General features: G+C 36.4%; 14 protein-coding genes. 4 read left to right on the top strand and 10 right to left on the bottom strand.

Annotated features, from left to right (window positions below):
• Positions 1-81: 81 nt before the first annotated feature.
• A complete protein-coding gene (locus MM214_RS14250; RefSeq protein ID WP_241296310.1) occupies positions 82-3,243 on the top strand; it encodes an AsmA-like C-terminal region-containing protein in 3,162 nt (1,053 codons plus the stop codon).
• A 69-nt stretch (positions 3,244-3,312) separates the two neighbouring features.
• Here MM214_RS14250 and MM214_RS14245 read toward each other — a convergent pair whose 3' ends face one another.
• The 4 genes from MM214_RS14245 to MM214_RS14230 all read right to left on the bottom strand — a co-directional run bounded on the left by MM214_RS14245 (position 3,313) and on the right by MM214_RS14230 (position 7,991).
• Positions 3,313-4,119: a 3'-5' exonuclease gene (locus MM214_RS14245; RefSeq protein ID WP_241296309.1), complete on the bottom strand. Its 807-nt coding sequence runs from the start codon at positions 4,117-4,119 to the stop codon at positions 3,313-3,315.
• A gap of 4 nt (positions 4,120-4,123) precedes the next feature.
• Positions 4,124-5,491, bottom strand: coding sequence for a UDP-N-acetylmuramate--L-alanine ligase (locus tag MM214_RS14240; protein WP_241296308.1), 1,368 nt, complete (start codon positions 5,489-5,491; stop codon positions 4,124-4,126).
• Between the two features lie 173 nt (positions 5,492-5,664).
• The gene (locus MM214_RS14235) at positions 5,665-6,687 is read right to left on the bottom strand and encodes a cytochrome d ubiquinol oxidase subunit II (RefSeq protein WP_241296307.1); all 1,023 of its coding nucleotides are present in this window, start codon (positions 6,685-6,687) and stop codon (positions 5,665-5,667) included.
• A 2-nt stretch (positions 6,688-6,689) separates the two neighbouring features.
• Entirely contained in the window at positions 6,690-7,991 is a 1,302-nt protein-coding gene (locus tag MM214_RS14230) for a cytochrome ubiquinol oxidase subunit I (RefSeq protein WP_241296306.1), read from the bottom strand.
• A 320-nt stretch (positions 7,992-8,311) separates the two neighbouring features.
• On the opposite strand from MM214_RS14230, the gene MM214_RS14225 reads away from it, so the two are divergent.
• Positions 8,312-9,121, top strand: a complete 810-nt coding sequence (locus MM214_RS14225; protein ID WP_241296305.1) for a helix-turn-helix domain-containing protein — start codon at positions 8,312-8,314, stop codon at positions 9,119-9,121.
• A gap of 37 nt (positions 9,122-9,158) precedes the next feature.
• Here the strand turns inward: MM214_RS14225 and menD are convergent, their stop codons facing one another.
• Genes menD through MM214_RS14210 form a run of 3 tightly spaced genes read right to left on the bottom strand, consistent with a single transcriptional unit; the run spans position 9,159 to position 12,459 of the window.
• On the bottom strand, positions 9,159-10,823 hold the full coding sequence (menD, locus tag MM214_RS14220) for a 2-succinyl-5-enolpyruvyl-6-hydroxy-3-cyclohexene-1-carboxylic-acid synthase (RefSeq protein ID WP_241296304.1): 1,665 nt from the start codon (positions 10,821-10,823) through the stop codon (positions 9,159-9,161).
• On the bottom strand, positions 10,820-12,034 hold the full coding sequence (locus tag MM214_RS14215; protein ID WP_241296303.1) for a chorismate-binding protein: 1,215 nt from the start codon (positions 12,032-12,034) through the stop codon (positions 10,820-10,822). The genes menD and MM214_RS14215 overlap by 4 nt, the downstream gene beginning before the upstream one ends.
• 2 nt (positions 12,035-12,036) lie before the next feature.
• Positions 12,037-12,459, bottom strand: coding sequence for a hotdog fold thioesterase (locus MM214_RS14210; protein WP_241296302.1), 423 nt, complete (start codon positions 12,457-12,459; stop codon positions 12,037-12,039).
• 53 nt (positions 12,460-12,512) lie between these two features.
• Here MM214_RS14210 and MM214_RS14205 point away from each other — a divergent pair, with 53 nt between their 5' ends.
• Positions 12,513-13,142: a histidine phosphatase family protein gene (locus MM214_RS14205; protein ID WP_241296301.1), complete on the top strand. Its 630-nt coding sequence runs from the start codon at positions 12,513-12,515 to the stop codon at positions 13,140-13,142.
• On the opposite strand, the gene MM214_RS14200 is transcribed toward MM214_RS14205, so the two are convergent.
• From MM214_RS14200 to MM214_RS14190, 3 genes are all read right to left on the bottom strand, one after another.
• Entirely contained in the window at positions 13,126-13,542 is a 417-nt protein-coding gene (locus MM214_RS14200; RefSeq protein ID WP_241296300.1) for a hypothetical protein, read from the bottom strand. The two genes, MM214_RS14205 and MM214_RS14200, sit on opposite strands and share 17 nt — an antisense overlap.
• Positions 13,543-13,645: 103 nt before the next feature.
• Positions 13,646-14,413, bottom strand: a complete 768-nt coding sequence (locus tag MM214_RS14195; RefSeq protein ID WP_241296299.1) for a zinc ribbon domain-containing protein — start codon at positions 14,411-14,413, stop codon at positions 13,646-13,648.
• Positions 14,414-14,416: 3 nt separating this feature from the next.
• A complete protein-coding gene (locus MM214_RS14190; protein WP_241296298.1) occupies positions 14,417-15,517 on the bottom strand; it encodes a Nif3-like dinuclear metal center hexameric protein in 1,101 nt (366 codons plus the stop codon).
• 45 nt (positions 15,518-15,562) lie between these two features.
• Here MM214_RS14190 and lpxK point away from each other — a divergent pair, with 45 nt between their 5' ends.
• Positions 15,563-16,615: a tetraacyldisaccharide 4'-kinase gene (gene lpxK, locus MM214_RS14185; protein WP_241296297.1), complete on the top strand. Its 1,053-nt coding sequence runs from the start codon at positions 15,563-15,565 to the stop codon at positions 16,613-16,615.
• Positions 16,616-16,626 lie beyond the last annotated feature (11 nt).

The following is a 16,626-nucleotide window of genomic DNA, read 5'->3' as shown; positions in this document are numbered from 1 at the left end:
TTGATAAATTTTCTTAAAAATTTAAACTTAAGAAACCATTTACATCGTTCCTGACCTTGTAGTATGAAAAGTATAGTTTCGATGAATAGAAAAAAAATAATTTACTTATCCTTATTTTTACTTGTCCCGATTTTATTATTTGTAATTGCCTTAGGAGTGATCTACAGCAAGCAGAGAGAAATTACTCAGAATGTGCTATCAAAAATCAATGAAGAATTCATAGGAGAATTAGTTATAGCAGATTCTTACATTTCTCCTTTTGCTTCATTTCCTTACATCTCCATAGACTTGCAGAATATTCAATTTTTTGAAAACAAAGAGATGAATACCAAGCCTATATATGAAGCCAAAGATTTGTATTTGGGGTTCAATGTCTGGGATGTCTTGAGAGGGAAATATGAAGTAAAGAAGCTAAAAATAGAAGATGGTCATTTGGATTTGATTCAATATGAAAATGGGGACATCAACTTGCTACTTGCAAAAGGGTTAGGGAATGAGGAGGAAGATGAGGAGGATTCTGATGCTTTTGCTTTTGATCTCGATGGCTTTGAACTCAATAAATTTGAATTGACTTATTCAAATTTATCCACCAATCAAGATTTGGTATTTCATATTGATAGACTGAAATCTAATGTAAGGCTCTCTGATAATCAGACCTCATTAGGCGTGGTTACAGACCTAATTTTTGATCTTGATGAAAATGGTGAAAACACCTTTTTTGCAGATAAGCATATGAGCTTAGATTTGAAATTGGATTATTTTTCTGACGGAAAATTGTTGAAAATATCTCCATCAAAGTTAAAATTAGAAGGTGCACTTTTAGCTTTAAATGGAGAGATAATACTGCTTGATGATGGTATGGATCTGGATTTGAAACTGGATGGGGAAAAACCTGATTTTAATATCTTTGCTGCATTTTTACCTAATGAAACAGCTGCGTTGCTGTCTCGGTACAAAAACGAAGGAGAGGTATTCTTTACTGGATCAGTAAGAGGAAAAACAGGGCCAGGTTTAAACCCCGCTGTTTCTATTGAATTTGGTGCTGATAATGCTTATTTCTTGAATACTAGTATTCAAAAAAAAGTAGATGAATTGAGATTTACGGGATTTTATACAAATGGATCAGATCGTAATCTGAAAACTAGCGAGATACAATTGCAACATTTTCATGCAAGACCTGATGAGGGGATATTTCAAGGAAGAATGGTCATCAGAAATTTTGAGGATCCTTATGTCAAAATCAATCTAAATGCTGATTTGGATTTAGAGTTTTTAGGAGCTTTTTTCGAAATTGAGGGTCTGAGAGGTATTCAAGGGCAGGTTCTTTTGGACATGGATTTTGATGAACTGGTAGATATTGATTTTCCGCCTACTACTATCTCAAGTGTAGAAGGAAGCTTGCAGAGTAAGCTTCAAGTCAAAAATCTATCACTGACTATTCCAGACTACCATTTGCCGGTGAAGCAAGCCAACGCTTACGCCTATATGAGAAAGGGAAAAGTAGTTTTAGATTCACTTAGTTTTAAAATTGGAGATTCGGATTTTGCATTTTCTGGAGAGTTGAATGATTTCTCAGCGATGTTGCACCAGACCAAGTCACCAGTTAAAGTGAAATTCAATTCCAAATCAAATCAGATTAAACTGAATCAGCTGATCAAACCAGATTCTTCGGGAAAGGGATTTGAAGAGGAAATCAAGGATTTTGAGGTCAAAATGGCATTTGAGTCTACTGGTAGGGATTTGATGAATTTTGAGCATGTTCCTCTTGGTGAGTTTTTTATTGAGGACTTCCATGCAAAGTTGAAAAACTTCCCACACAAGTTTCATGATTTTCATGCCGATATCCTAATCAAGGATAATGAACTTCAAGTGAAAGATTTCAAAGGCGAAATTGATGATACAGATTTCGTGATTACTGGAAAGTTTTCCAATTATAAAAAGTGGTTTGAGGAGGAAAAAAATGGAGATTCAAGTTTTGATTTTGATTTGGCGTCTAAAAAATTACAACTCAATGATTTATTGACTTATGATGGGGTTAATTATCTCCCCGAGGACTATGCAGATGAAGTGATTACTGATCTTAAGCTCAATGGCAGAGTAGATCTACATTATCTTAAGGAATTTAAATCGGCTGATTTTTATCTCAATCAATTATCAGGTAAACTAAATATCCATCCTCTGAAACTTGAAAACTTTGATGGAAGGGTTCATTTTGAAGACAGCTACCTGACAGTAGAAAAGTTGGGAGGTAAAATGGGAGTTTCGGATTTCAAAATCGATATGGGCTATTTCATAGCAGGTATTGATAGTATTCCAAAATCCAAAGTTAAGAGAAACTACTTTAGGCTCAACAGTCAAGTTTTGGACCTTGATGCTTTGATGGGTTTTGAGGGATTTGAGAGTGAGACCAATCATCAAGATTCATTCAATATTTTCCAGCTCCCTTTTTCAGAAATGGAATTCTCAGCAAATATTGGAAAACTGAATTATCATAAGTTTTGGCTTGAAAATGTAAAAGCTAATGCCAGAACCACAAGCAACCATTATCTGTATTTGGACACTTTGTCAATGAATGTTGCTAGTGGATTTTTAGCGGCCAAGGGGTATTTCAATGGATCTAATCCTGAGGAAATTTATTTTCATAGTGATCTGGTAGCAGATAAACTCGATTTGGATAAACTTCTCTTTAAGTTTGAGAATTTTGGACAGGATTATTTGATCAATGAGAATTTGCATGGACTAGTAAGTGGTAAGATCAAGAGTAAGTTCTTAGTTTATCCAGATTTGACTCCCATTATCGATAAGTCTGAAGCCTCCATGGATTTGACAGTCTATCAAGGTAGTTTGGTCAATTTTGCACCTTTGGACGCTATGGCTTCTTACTTCGGTGATAGGAACTTGAAAAATGTTAGATTTGATACTTTGAGCAATACTTTCGAACTGAAACAAGGAGTGCTTCATATTCCTAGCATGAATATCAATTCAAGTCTGGGTTTTATTGAGCTTTCTGGTAGACAAAGTTTAGATCTTAATATGGATTATTTCATCCGTGTTCCATTAGCCATGGTCACTCAAGTTGGATTTAGGGCATTGTTTGGAGGTAAAAATAAAACAGAAATAGATCCAGATCAAGAAGATGATATCGTTTACAGAGATCAAGACAAAAGGGTGAGATTTGTAAATATCAATATGAAGGGTACTCCAGATGATTATAAAATCAGCTTAGGGAAAGAAAAAAAATGAAAAAGGGGTTGATTGTGAGCTTCAATTTTTTCTAATGAAAAAATGAAACATGTGATCAACCCCATGTTTTTATCCCAGATTAAAACTTCTGAGCTTCACTTGGGTAAATTTACGCTTGGTGTCTAATGGAAAGTCACCTTTCATCATCCAGTCATAGTAGGAAGGTTCTTCTTTCAGAACTTGCACGATAGTCTTGCCCTTATGCTTTCCAAAGTTGAAACATTCTTCACCATTTTCATTGAAAATAAATCTGCCAGCAAGATCTACCATCTTCTCATTGAGCAGTTGATGGATTTTTTTCATGTCATTTTCAAGTGTCCCCAGTTTGTTCCCAAGCAAATCTTCGGCTTCTTGTCCTTCGTATCGGGCTATTTGTGCCTTGAATACTTCATATGTCGCAATAGTATCAGCTTCGGCAGAGTGAGCATTTTCTAATTTTTTGCCACAGTAGAACTTATAGGCTGCTGACAAGTTTCTTTTTTCCATCAAGTGAAAAATTTTCTGAGCATCCAAAAGGTTTCTTTTATCTATATCAAAATCAATTCCTGCTCTTAAAAACTCCTCTACCAATAGTGGAATATCATATTTCAAGACATTAAAACCTGCTAAGTCAGCACCTACAAAAAACTGGTGAAGTTCTTTAGAAGCATCTTTGAAAGTAGGGGCATCTTTAATATCCTCATCATATATTCCATGAATCAGAGATGATTCTAAAGGAATCGGAATGGTGGGATTAATTTTCATTGTTTTTATCTCTTCTTTTCCATTGGGGTGAACTTTTACAATAGAAATTTCTACAATTCGGTCTGTGGAAATATTAGTACCTGTAGCTTCTAGATCAAAAAAAGCGACGGGAGTCTTTAAGTTTAAATTCATCTTATTAATTTTGATTGATTTTTTCTTTGATCGATGATAAGTCCATATCATCATAATTGCCAGAGCTCATAAGCAAAAGGTTGGTGTTTTGATATGATTTTGACTCCAAATAATCTTTTAATTTTTGAATTTCGGTGAAAAGCTTGATGTCATTTCGTTGAAATCCCTCCCTCAAAGTAGATTCATCCATCAACTCTAGCTTCTTCAAAGATACAGCTTTTGGATTCAAATAGATAATAGCTTCATCAGCATCATCTATGGTGTGGGCGTAATTGTGAACAAAATCTTTGTTCAATGAGCTGTAGGTGTGGAGTTCTTGAATAGCAATTAATTTTCTTTCTGGGAATTGATTCTTTACGGCTTTTACCGTAGCTTGAAGTTTTGATGGTGCATGTGCAAAATCCCTGTAGAGGATTGAAGTTGCTGATTTAGCAAGTATTTCTTGCCTTTTTGCCGCTCCTTGGAATGTTTGGATATGCTTATAAAAAACCTCAGCGGAAAGTCCTAACGATTGGCATACTTCAAGTGCACCTTGTAAGTTTTGTAAATTGTGGTCTCCAAATATTTCAATAGGAATAGTGCCTAGGTTCGTTTCTAGATAGGTCACTCCATCTATGATTTTACTAGGATGTGCTTGGTAGGGGATGAGTTTGACTGAATCTGCGGGACAATTTTCCCCTAATTTTTTGACAATTGGGTCCCTTTCGCAATAGATAAAAACACCATTTTCTGGTGTCATCGCAACTAATTTTTCAAATTGTTCCACATAATTTTCAAAAGTGGGAAATACATTGAAATGATCCCACGCTATTCCACTCATCAATAATATATCGTGCTGATAGTGGAAAAACTTAGGTCGTCGATCTAAAGGTGAAGTTAAATATTCGTCTCCTTCAATAATGATGATGGGTGCATCAGAAAGTTTTACCATAAGATCAAATCCTGCAATCTGAGCTCCGACTAGATAATCGAATGCCACACCCTCAGCTTTGAGTACATGAAGGATCATGGAGGTTATACTAGTCTTACCATGACTGCCTGATATCACCACCCTTTTCTTTTCTTGGCTTTGATTATAAATAAATTCTGGAAATGAATATACAGGGATTCCCAATGCCTTGGCTTTCGTAAGCTCTGGATTGTCGATTCTCGCGTGCATGCCCAAAATGATTCCATCAAGCTCGGGATGAATTTTTTCTTCAAACCAACCTTTTTGATTTGGTAAAATGCCCGCATTAAAAAGCCTAGTTCTGGATGGTTCATAAATTTCATCATCAGAACCACTGACTTCAAACCCCTGCGAGACCATAGAAAGTGCCAAATTGTGCATAACAGCACCTCCAATGGCTATAAAATGAAATTTTTTAGACATTTCTATTCGAATTTATAAATTTTAGGATTCAAGATTCAGCTTATTAAAGTTCTGCAAATTGGTAATAGTTTTTGTAACATATTTATGTAAAGATACTAATCAAAATCCGATAGGTTATGAGGCAAAAATCCAAGGTTACCTACTAAAATTGAATTGATATTGTTCTATAGTATTCAAGATTTTTCCAATATTTTGATCATTTTGAATGATTTCATCAAATGAAATAGCCCTGGTAAAATAATGCTTCCGCCTATGATAAGCATCCAGCCTAAATTGTTGATTGTAGATTCTGGTGCTATATTTTCCAGTATGCTTATTTCTTCATTTGAGGTGATGATAAAATAAGGAAAATGAGTAACTATAGCTGCAAACAGAATTAGTATTACTTGGATCCCTGCTAAGTATCGGCTGGCTATCTTTCGCTGTTGTTTGATGAATTTCCAAAGCGGGATGAGTAGTATTCCTGACAAAGCAACACTTGCCAAGGCAAGAGGATTCACTATGAAATCTTGGATAAACTTGATTTCAAAACTGTAACCGTAGGTAAGAAGTATGAATCCCACTACTACCAAAACCACTGTAAATGTAGCTGAGCTTTTGCTGAAGTGTTGCTTGGATTTGCCTTCGGACTCACCAATCAACAAGGTAGCAGCAAGAAAAGCACATAATGAAGCATAGAATAACCCTGTCAATAGACCAAATACATTGAACCATGGTTGTATAAAAATATCGTAAAAACTAGCACTTGGATGATCCTCTATCAAAATGATTTTGCCATTAATCAAAGCTGAAAAGGATAGTCCTAGAAAAATAGGTGTCATAAAGCTTCCAATTCTGAAAAGCCAGTTGTACCAAAACTGAGATTTATCTACCACAGCATCATAATGCCTAAAGACAAAAGCCACACCTCTAATCGTGATACCCAAAAGTACCAGTGTCAAAGGAATGTGCAAATAAATTACGATAATGTTAAAATACACTGGGAATGCCACCCAAAGAATCACAAGAAGGATAATCAACCAAATATGATTCGCTTCCCAAACAGGACCTATCACCTTGTATATAATATCCCTTGTATTTGCCCTGTTATTTTTAGAAGCAAATAACTCAACTATCCCAGCTCCGAAATCAGCTCCACCTAACATCACATATAATAAGAGTGAAAAAAGCAGAAAGAATAATACAACATACAGCATCTTTAGTCAATTTTTTGGTTAAGTGATCTAATTTGTCTCTGCATCAACCAGGTAACTGTAATTGCCAAAATGGAATATAGAACCAAGTAAAAAAAGAAACTATATTTCATTCCAGGTACTGGTGTAACGGCATCTTTGGTCTTCATGACTTGATGTATTATCCACGGCTGACGACCTACCTCAGTTACTACCCATCCTGCTTCTATAGCCAAAAAGCCCATAGGTGCCATGATCACAAATATTAGCCAATAATACTTGCATTGAAGCCAACTTTTTTTCTTGATGCTGATCAAATATATGATTCCAGCTAGCATCAGTGCTACACCCAAACCTACCATGATCTGAAAGGCATAATGCACAATGGCCACAGGAGGCCTCTCATCTTCAGGAAAATCATTGAGCCCTTTGACCTCAGCGTCAAAATCTCCAAATGCTAAGAATGAAAGAGCTTTTGGTATGGCTATTTTATGGCTTACCTTTTGATTTTCTTGGTCTACTATTCCTCCGATATATAGAGGTGCTCCTTTTTGAGTCTCGTAATGTGCTTCAAGTGCAGCAAGTTTTGCAGGTTGCCTTTTAGCTACGTCTTTGGCCGAAATGTCTCCACTGATAGGTTGAAGAAATGCTGCAATTGTACCTATGATTATGGTGATTTTGAAAGCTTTGAGGTGTAGGTCTACATTTCGATTTTTGTATATCTGATAGGCATGAATACCCGCTACTCCGAAGCTAGTGGCTACAAATGCTGCCAAGGTCATATGCAGAGCCTGTGTAAACCATGCTGGATTAAGCAATGCTTTCACGGGGTCTATATTCGTAAACTCTCCGTTGACATAATCAAAGCCTGATGGGGCGTTCATCCAGCCATTCGCTGATACAACTAAAATACCTGAAGCCACTCCAGCCACTCCGATTATCACTCCTGTGAACCAATGAAACTTCTCAGGCAACTTATTCCACCCATACAAGTAGAATCCTAATGCAATCGCCTCTACAAAAAATGCCGCTCCTTCCAAAGAAAATGGCATTCCAATGATAGGACCTGCATGCTTCATAAATCCAGGCCACAGCATCCCAAGCTCAAATGACAAGGCGGTCCCTGAAACTGCACCAGTGACAAAAAAAATTGCTACACCTTTCAACCAAGCCATAGTCAACTTCTTATAAATGGGATTTCTTGTTTTTAAGTATTTGTAATGAGAAACTACCATGAAGAAGGGCATCACCATCCCGATACACGCAAAGATGATGTGGAAGCCTAATGTAAAGGCCATTTGTAATCGAGCATAATCAAGATTTTCCATAGGCTGGGTTTGATAACCAAAGATAACTCTTAATTGGCTAGCAGGACAGTGAAATCATGATTACTTCTGATTTCCAAAAAATATAAACCTAAATTTATGTCCCTTCTTTTGTGAGACTAGCAATAACCTATTAAGCGTTTATTCAGTCATTTGTTGGTATTACATTTTATTTTTAAGAGGATTACTAATTGAGGTACAAGCTGAGGAAATGTCAAGATATATTGAATGTCGTCCAAATGTCGGGTAAAATCCTGTACTATTTCGGGTTATATTTGCAGGAATCCCTCCAACTTGCTATGGTAAAAAAAAACATACATCAAATGAAGCAGCCCATATTAGGTCAAAAAATCCAAGAGTGGAGAAAAGCCAAAGGATTGACGCAGGAAGAATTGGTAGAACGTTGTAATCTCAATGTAAGGACAATTCAGCGGATTGAAGCTGGAGAAGTTACTCCAAGACCATACACTGTGAAGGCAATCATGGAAGTCTTGGAAGTAAATTTCTCAGATGAAGTCGTAGAAACCAATCAATTGCCAGGTCCAAAAGGGGCAATGGCTAATTCCATGAGTTCATGGCTTCGAACTTCATTCTTTTGTGGGATTTTGTATTTGATCCTTTCGATGGTGGAAGGGTTGTTTGATCTTCAATTGTTGACAGACTCTAATTCTTTTAGAGATGTTTCACCTCTTTTTTATATTTCTCTCAAATTTGGGATTATTGTTTTATTCCTTTTCTTCAATCTGTCTTTTTTCAAACTTGCAGAACTTTCAAGAAATTATTTCTTGCAAGTCATGACAGTCATCCTGATCCTTGCAACTTGTATATTTCTGGTAGAAGACATCATTGTATTCATATTTCATTTTGAAAGTAAATTCAGCCTAATTTTAAGAGCTGTTATATCTGGAATTATTTATGTCTTGTTTGCAGCAAGTTTTCTGAATCAATCCAAGGACAAAAAAGTCATTTATACTGTAGCAGTAGCTGTAGGAATAGTCACTGGTATTTGCTTTATGACCGTTGTATTTGCTATCCCTGGACTCATACTACTAACTGTCTTTGAGGTGGTGTTGGTTGTGCTACTTTATCAAGAATACGAAAAGATGTCAGGGCCAAAGCATGTTTTTGGTTAAAATACTTTGGCCTAAAGAATCACAATCTTGAGCTGATTTATAGAATCTCCCTCTTGATCCACTTCAATATTTCGGCATTACGAGGGCTTTCAGTTTTGATTTCAATTAATTTTGGACGTGTATTTTCATCAAAAAAATGTTCCATGGAATGTTCCAAATCCTTTTCCGAAAGGGCTAAATGGTATTCAAAGTCAAATTCTTTTGCAAGATGGCTTGCGTCGAGATTTTGTTTTGTTTCAAAAAACTCTTCCAACTCGGCTTGTTTTGAAGGGCCTTCTATCAATCTGAAAATTCCTCCAGCGTGATTGTTGAGGAGAATCACTCTCAAATTGGAGATTGAGTAATTGTGCCAAAAAGCATTTCGATCGTAAAAAAATGCCAGATCTCCAGTAATCAAAATTACTTGGTCTTTGGTAGTAAAGGTACAACCAACAGCAGTACTGTTGCTACCATCTATACCACTTGTACCTCTGTTGCAAATGATCTCGTTTTCTATTGCTCCCAGCATATTCATGTATCTTATAGACATGCTATTGGCGATGTGTAATTTGGCCTGAGCTGGTATGAATTTTAGTATTTTGTAGATGGCTTTGAATTCTCCGAAAGCAGAACGATCTAGGGCATTGGTTAACTTACTTTTTGCTATTTGGTCTAATTCCTTCCAAGTATTTGTATAAGATTCGTTTTTGGGAAGCTCTTCCACCAAAACCTTCAAGAATGACTCTGTATCACATGATAGTATTTTCGTCAATGATTGATAAGTGTCGGGAGAATATCCTGTTTGCTGTATATGCCAATGTTCCGCTTGAGAAGTTCGTAAAAAGTTTTTCAAACCTTTTGAAATGATCGACTTTCCAAATGAAATTATCAGGTCTGGTTTTAATAGGTCTAACTTTTCGGCATGATTGATAAAATGATCATGCAAAGTGATGGTGTGATCAGATTGCATGTTGGAAATGACATCTGACACGACTACTACCTGTTGATTGGAAGCAAGAAGGCTGAGGATTTTAGAAATTTCTTGATTGGGCCTTTGTTGTCCTGGTATGATGACTATTCTTCTGTGAAGAGCAAGTTTTTCTTTAAGCTGTACTTTCACTATGTCTCCTAATTCGAGCCTACTATGAATCGTATCTGTAATCCTGATATTTTTGAACTCAAAATTTTCACCTGATTCAGGATAAAAGGGTTCCCTAAGTGGAATATTGATATGCACAGGACCAGCGGGGAAATCACTGGCCAGATTGATAGCTTCATTGACAATTCTATGTGCATGCCATACTTTGTCTCTGTGACTGAACTCATCAGGGAATCCCAGAGATGCTTTTATGTGGCGGCCATAAATGTCGGATTGTCGGATGGTCTGACCATCCCATTGATCTATCCATTCAGATGGTCTATCCGCTGTGATCACTATCAGTGGCACCTGTTGGAAATATGCCTCTGCAATTGCAGGTGCGTAATTATAAGCAGCAGAGCCAGAAGTGCACACCAAAACAACCGGACTTTCCAACTGCTGAGCCATCCCCAAAGCTATGAATGCAGCTGATCTTTCATCTGAGATAGTCCTACACTGAATATCAGGGTGCCGTGCAAAAGCCAATGTTAGAGGCGCACATCTAGATCCTGGTGATAATATTGCTTGCTTGATGCCTTTTTGGGCACATATAGATACTAAGTCAAGGATGGGTTGTAAAATCAATTTAGTTCTTTTAAGTTTAAGTGGCTTGCAATAATTTCACATTTCAGCTCAGTTTCTTCCCATTCTTTTTCAGGATCTGAATCTTCTGTAACGCCTGCCCCTGCATACAGCAAAGCTGCTCCGCAAAGTAATTGAGCAGTTCGAAGGTTGACGTACAGTGAGGTTTCTTCTTCTATATTGACTGGCCCAATAAAGCCGGCAAACAATGATCTGTCAAAAGATTCATTTTTACTGATAAAGTCGAAAGCTTCTTGTCTCGGCATACCGCAAACAGCAGATGTAGGGTGAAGAAGTTCAAGCATGACTGAGCCTAGTTGGGGAAAATTGGTTGCTTTCATATTTACCTTGAAATCTGACTTAAGATGAAGCAAGTTACCAGCAATAACTGTTTTTGGTCCAATTTCTTCATATTCTCTAAGTCTTATTCTTTTGAAGCAATCTACAATGTACCGAGATACAAGTGCTTGTTCTTCAATTTCTTTTTGGGTCCATGCTACTGATTTGAGAGGATTATCTCCACGAGCTCGCTGGGTTCCTGCTAGAGACATGGTATGGAATTGGTCCCCTTTGGTTTGAATCAATACTTCAGGTGATGCCCCTATCCAAGTCCCCACCTCGGGTAAATGGAAAAAGTTTATAAAAGCATTTGGATATGCTTTGAGCATACTTTGAATAGCGGTGACCAAATCAAAAGAATCGCTATATGCTAGTTTTTTGACTTTTGCAGGTACGATTTTACTCAATTTGCCCTCTTTGATTTCTTGTATACCTTTTTCTACCAATTCAATGAAATCTTCCTTGGCGGTTGCAGTTAGTTTAGTATGAGATGTTTTTTTATCTTTTTTTTCAGTGAAGAAATTTTTTAAAATCTCCTTGGCTTCCTCAAACTTTTCCGATAAGATTTTTTCATCTGGGTAAGTCTCCAATTGATTTTCAGCAAGATTGATTTTGATAAAAACTGATTTTTCTAAAAAAAATGCTTTTTTGTCATCTTGATCTAAAAAAGGATGGATTATAAATCCTTCTTCTAAAGATTCAAGTTGTGGTATCACTCTTTTAGTAATACCAGTCTGATCTATCAGTATGTTTAAAGTATGAGAATGTGGCTTTCTCCAGAGTGCAAATTGATCTTTTTGAGAGATCAATTTTGCAAAAAGCTTTGTTAAAAATTCCTCGAGATTGATTGTTGTATGAACAGTTTGAGTCTGCATTTTTATTTTTTATCAATAACAGCCATTGTAATTCTACTGATACAGCTTAATTCTTCAAGAGCTGTATAGATTTTTATCTCCCAAATTTGAGTCTTTTTACCAAGATGAATGGGTTTTGTGATACCTTTTACCTTACCTTCCTTTACAGACTTGATATGGTTTGCGTTGATTTCAAGACCAACACAATATTGTAAATCAAGATCCACAGTAAGGCTTGCTGCCACGCTTCCCAATGTCTCTGCCAAGACTACATTTGCCCCTCCATGTAACAGTCCTAAGGGCTGTTTGGTTCTATGATCTACAGGCATTGTCGCTACTAAATAATCTGCGCCAATTTCAGTAAATTCTATTCCTAAAAAATCTGTCATTGTATTTTTACCCCAATCATTGAGTAGGCTGACATTAAGGTTTGGTGGAAATATCATGGTTATATGAATAAAAACATTTTCTTTGAAGTCTGGAACAAAATTAATTAATCTTGCTTACTAAAAAAATATACCTGGTTCGCCATGGTCAGACAGATTACAATTTAAAGGGAGTAGTTCAAGGAAGTGGAATCGATGCTCCACTCAATGACCACGGTAGATTGCAAGCGGCTGCTTTTTTTGATGCTTATAAAGATGTGCCATTTGAGAAAGCATTTTACACTGGACTGCAACGGACAAAGCAATCCATTCAGCAATTTTTAGATTTAGGAATACCAAGTGAATCTGTTCCAGAATTGAATGAGATCAGCTGGGGTGATTACGAAGGTCAACCAATGACGCCTGACGAAAACGCCTATTATCAGTCAATGCTTGCAAAATGGGCATCTGGAGATTTGGATTTTGCCATAAAGGGAGGAGAGAGTCCCAATCAAGTCTCCAAAAGATTGAGAATAGGTCTTGAAAAAATCTTAAATCAAGATCAAAAAGTAATTCTGATTTGTATGCACGGAAGAGCCATGAGAATGTTGCTTAGCATTTTGATGAAAGTAGATCTTAAATATATGGATCAATTTGAGCATAGAAATCTCGGCTTATATGTATTGGAAATAGATGGTAAAGGAAATGTAGAAATAATAAAAAATAACTCTGGAGATCATCTTCAACTTAAAGCGTTGATTTGAAAAGTTTGTTATTCTTTTTTGTTTTGGAGTTTTTCTCTTCAAAATCTGCCAATAAATTCAAATAAAACTCTCTACACTCATCCAAATCAATGATTTGAAAAGCTATCTCATCTAACGTGCTAATTTGATTTTGATTGAATCTAATAATAAAATCTCCTAATACACATTTGTCTATTTGTGCATGATCTGTTTTGATCAAAATTGCAGCGTCTGAATTTCCTGAATACGATTTGGTATTGAATATGTGCATAAGACTCAATTCAATGTATTCAGTACTAGTTTTATTCTTTTTTAGTTCCGCATTGTCAAAAATCACTAAAAATGTCCTTTCATTCGGAGTTTTTGCCAAAACCGAATGAACAGAAATACAAAGTAATATGATGACAAGTAACCTTTTCATTGTTGAAATGTATACAAATTAAACTTGTATGTCAACAAGAAGGTTTAAAAAATGTGAATCTTAAGAATAAAAAAAAGACCTGCAATGCAGGTCTTTTCGTATTTTAAGCTCTTGAGCCTCTCTTTTTCTTTGGAGCTTCTTCTTCTATTTCATCCTCAACACCCGCAAGAATTCTTCCGCAATGTTCACAAACGATTAGTTTCTTCTGCTCTCTGATATCAGCTTGTCTTTGCGGTGGTACCACATTAAAACAACCTCCGCAAGCTCCTCTTTTTACCAAAACTACAGCAAGACCATTTTTGGCATTTGCTCTTATTTTAGTGTAAGATTTTGCTAATCTATCATCGATCTTTTTGAGAGCTTTTTCTCTATCATTGGCTAGTTTGCCTTCCTCGGCTTCACTTTCTGCAACGATATTGTCAAGTTCTCCTTTTTTATTGTCAAGATCCTTATTTCTGTCTTTGACCACATCTTTCAATGCTTCCAAATCAGTTTTTTTAGTCTCGATTTTAACTTCTGCTTCTCCAATTTTCTTTTTGGAGACTTGGATTTCCAGATCTTGAAGCTCTAATTCTTTCGTTATGGCGTCGTACTCTCTGTTGTTTCTGACGTTCATTTGCTGATCTTGATATTTTTTGATCAGCTTTTCAGATTCTTTGATGTTTTCTTTATGCTTCTTGATATCTTCTTCTAAAGATTGAATATCAGCATTGAATTTGTCGATTCTGGTTTCGTAACCAGCGATCTCATCTTCTAAATCTTGAACTTCTTCAGGGAGTGCTCCTCTAACTTTAACAATGGCATCAAGGCGGGAATCTATCTTTTGAAGGTTATGTAGTGCTTCAAGTTTCTGTGCAACGGTACTTTCCATGTACTATAGGTAAGTTATGGGATTAGTAACTACTTTGGTAAAATAGAGTGCAATATTAGTAAATTTTTGGGACAATATCTCTAATAACAGATCTTTTGTGAATATTTCGCTCTCGTAATGCCCAATATCGCAAATAACTATTTGATTTTCAGCGTCAAAGAATTCGTGATATTTTATGTCCGATGTGATAAAGATGTCTGCCTTTTCTCTTTTTGCATGATCTAGTAAAAATATTCCAGCTCCACCACACACAGCCACTCTTTGAATAGGTCTATGGAGGAGTGTTGTATGCTTCAGTACTTGCAGTTCCATATTAGTTTTTAGCATTTCTAGAAAGGATTTTTCATCCAAAGGGGAGGTCAGATTCCCCACCATTCCAGCACCTACTTCTTGGTGTGCGTTCTCCAACCTATGTAAATAATATGCTACTTCTTCATAAGGATGGACAGATTTCAGCACTTTTAATACTTTGGATTCTAGATGACTAGGAAGTAGTACTTCGACTTTTACTTCTTCCTCTTGATGAGATTCCTCTATGCTCCCTTTGGTTGGGTTTGCATTTGCTGATGGCGTGAAAGTACCCTTTCCTTCACTTTGAAAGCTACAATCCCTGTACTCACCAATTTTGCCGGCTCCAGCAGTAAACAAAGCCTTGGTCACTTTTCCTACATCATCTTTGGGTACAAATGTGCTTAATTTTGATAGAATTCCTTTTTTAGGAGCAAGGATCTTTGTTTCTCTCAGACCTATTTTGTCACAGATTTTTTTATTCACGCCATGAGCCACATGGTCGAGATTCGTATGGATAGCAAATATGGCAATGTCATTTTTGATCGCTTTTATGATTGTTCTTTCTACATAATTTGATCCTGTAAAGCTTTTTAATCCTTTGAAAACGATCGGGTGATGCGCTACAATGAGATTACATCCTTTGGAAATAGCGTCATCTACCACTTCTTCTGTAGCATCCAAAGAACATAGTATGCCTGTGACTTCCATGTTAGGATTGCCAGTGATCAACCCAGAGTTGTCATATGACTCTTGATATGCTGGAGGTGCGACACTACTTAGAAAAGAAACTACATCTTGAATCTGGTATACCATATATTTTATTTTAATTTGTCTTTCAAAAATAATCAAATTTCCTCAATGCGTTGGTTTGATCCCTTGCTACTTCCTTTTTCTATCAGCTATGACCTAGCGACAAGACTTAGAAATCATTTATTTGATATCGGTTTCAAGAAGTCAAAGAACTTTACTGTCCCTACCGTGGTGATTGGTAATTTGAGTATGGGGGGGACTGGGAAGACTCCTTTTGTAGAATTTTTGATTGAATTGCTTTCTGAGCATTATCAAATCACTACGCTGAGTAGGGGATATGGTAGAAAAAGTAAAGGGTACATTTTGGCAGATGATTCATCTACTGCTTCACAGATCGGAGATGAACCATTTCAGATCTATGAGAAGTATAAAGAGAAAATTAATGTGGCTGTCGGAGAAAAGCGAGTACTAGCTATTCCTCAAATCCTTGTAGATAGTCCCGATACAAGTTTGATATTGTTGGATGATGCTTTTCAGCATAGGTATGTTTTAGCAGACTATCAAATTCTGCTCACTACTTATCATAAGCCATTTTTCGAAGATCAGATTGTCCCCAAGGGAACCTTGAGAGAATCGATGGTTGGTGCTTCAAGGGCTGATATGATCATCGTGACCAAATGTCCAAAAGATCTCGACGAAGGTGAAAGAAATGCTTTCAGACAACAAATCAGGAAGTACAACCAGAAAGCTAACATCATATTCGTAGGTATTAGGTATGGAACTCCAAAGAGTTCTTCTTTAGACCTTTTAGAAAGCAAATCTGATGTAATAACTGTCTCAGGGATTGCAAATGATACTTTGTTTAAAAATGAAGCTTCTCGTATTTTTCAAGTAAAACATACGTTTTCATACACTGACCATCACCACTACACGTTGAAGGATATAAATAAAATAGCTCAGAAATGCCGAGAATTCCCAAATTCTGTAATTTTAACTACAGAAAAAGATGCAGTCAAACTTAAAGCTCCTATATTTCGGGATTATTTGGCAGAAATTCCGATTTTTGCCTGGCCCATTACAATAGATATTCAAAGAGAAGATAAAGCATTCATAAAAAATACTATTATCAATATCATCAAGGAAAAAGATTACGAAAAGTGAGATCAAGAATT

It is taken from the genome of Belliella kenyensis (assembly GCF_022549675.1).
GTDB lineage: Bacteria > Bacteroidota > Bacteroidia > Cytophagales > Cyclobacteriaceae > Belliella > Belliella kenyensis.
The sequence above is the reverse complement of the archived record's forward strand: the minus strand, read 5'-3'. Positions and strand labels throughout refer to the sequence as shown.